Source organism: Aquabacterium sp. (assembly GCF_014378415.1).
In the GTDB taxonomy this organism is placed as follows: domain Bacteria; phylum Pseudomonadota; class Gammaproteobacteria; order Burkholderiales; family Burkholderiaceae_C; genus Aquabacterium.
In genome coordinates this window covers 1-1,751 of sequence record NZ_JACMNS010000132.1, presented here as the reverse complement: position 1 = coordinate 1,751, position 1,751 = coordinate 1, and the positions used below count along the sequence as shown (strand labels likewise).

Below are 1,751 nucleotides of genomic sequence, written 5' to 3'. Positions count from 1 at the left end.
GGAGCGCATGGGCATGGGCCTGCTCAAGGGCGCCGTGCTGGCCATCGCCTTGGCGGGCTTGCTGATGGTGTGTCTGGCCCGCAGCCGCCAATCCACGCTGCGTGAGGCCATGACCAGTGTGTGGCGCAACCAAGGCGAGATCCCATGGCGTGCGGCGTTGTGCACCATCGCCGTGTTGGCCCTGCTGATCGGCGCGGTCATGTCGCTGATGGGCTGGTACCACGTGCTGGGCACCGACACCACGGGCAACGATGTGCTGTACCAGGCTCTGAAAAGCATCCGCACCGCCTTCGTGATCGGCTCGCTCGCCACCGTGGCCACGCTGCCATTGGCGGTGGTCCTGGGCATCATGGCGGGCTACTTTGGCGGCTGGGTCGATGAGCTCATCCAGTACCTGTACACCGTGCTGTCCTCGGTGCCCAATGTGCTGTTGATCGCGGCCTGTGTGCTGATGGTGCAGGTCTTCCTGGACACGCACCCGGACTTGTTCGAAACCGCCGTGGAGCGGGCCGACCTCAAGCTCTTCCTGCTGTGCACGGTGCTGGGCCTGACCGGCTGGGCCGGCCTGTGCCGCCTGCTGAGGGGCGAAACACTCAAGCTTCGTGAGCTGGACTATGTGCAGGCCGCCAATGCCTTTGGCGTCAGCCACACGCGCATCATGCTGCGCCACATCTTCCCCAACGTGGCCCACCTGATGCTCATTGTCACAGTGCTCGAGTTCTCATCGCTGATCCTTTACGAGGCCGTGCTGTCCTACGTCGGCGTGGGCGTTGATCCCTCCATGAACAGCTTTGGCGGCATGATCAACTTTGCCCGCAAAGAGATGAGCCGCGACCCGGTCGTGTGGTGGAGCTTTGCCGCAGCCTTTGGCTTCATGGTGACCGTGGTGCTGGCCGCCAACCTGTTCGCCGATGGCGTGCGCGATGCCTTTGATCCACGCGCCCGCAGTTTCCGACCGCGCCTGGCCATTCGGCCACCGGCCCCATCCACGCGCTGAAGGCTGGCCCCATGTTGCAAACCCAAGATCTCACGGTGGTGCTGGACGCGGAGGCGGGCCTGGTCAAGGCCATTGACGGCCTGAGCCTGACGATCGAGCGCGGCGAGACCTTCGCCCTGGTGGGCGAATCAGGTTGCGGCAAAAGCATGACGGCTTTGGCGTTGATGCGCCTGCTGCCCGAGAACGCCCGCGTCATCGGTGGCGATGTGCTGCTTGGCAACGACAGCCTGCTCGACCTGCCCGAATCGGCCATGCGGCGCGTGCGGGGTGCCCGCATCGCCATGATTTTTCAAGAACCCGCCACCAGCCTGAACCCCGTCATGCGGGTCGGCGATCAGATCCTTGAAACGATTAGAACGCACACGGCCTTGCGGGGCAGGGCGGCGCAGGCTAAGGCCATGGATTGGTTGACGCGGGTGGGCATTCCCGAGCCTGCACGCTGCATGGGTCGCTATCCTTTCGAGCTCAGCGGCGGCCAGAAGCAGCGCGTGATGATCGCCATCGCCTTGGGGGCCGAGCCCGACTTCCTGGTCGCCGATGAGCCCACCACCGCGCTCGATGTCACCATCCAGAAGCAGATCCTCGACTTGCTGGTGGACCTGCAGCGTGAGCGCCGCCTGGGCATGTTGCTCATCACCCATGACCTCGCCGTGGTGTCTGGCATGGCGCACCGCGTGGCCTTGATGTATGCCGGGCAGATCGTGGAAGTGGCGCCTGCCAAGCTGTTTTTTCAGCGGCCGCGCCATCCCTATGC

The 1,751-nt window shown here is 64.5% G+C and carries 2 protein-coding genes; both read left to right on the top strand.

All coding sequences use genetic code 11. The features are described from left to right. Positions 1-997, top strand: a 997-nt coding sequence (locus tag H7225_RS12290) for an ABC transporter permease (RefSeq protein ID WP_290662201.1), incomplete at its 5' end; no start/stop codon positions are given. Between the two features lie 11 nt (positions 998-1,008). After that, positions 1,009-1,751 (top strand): ABC transporter ATP-binding protein (locus tag H7225_RS12285; RefSeq protein WP_290662199.1); only part of this gene is annotated, 743 nt, incomplete at its 3' end.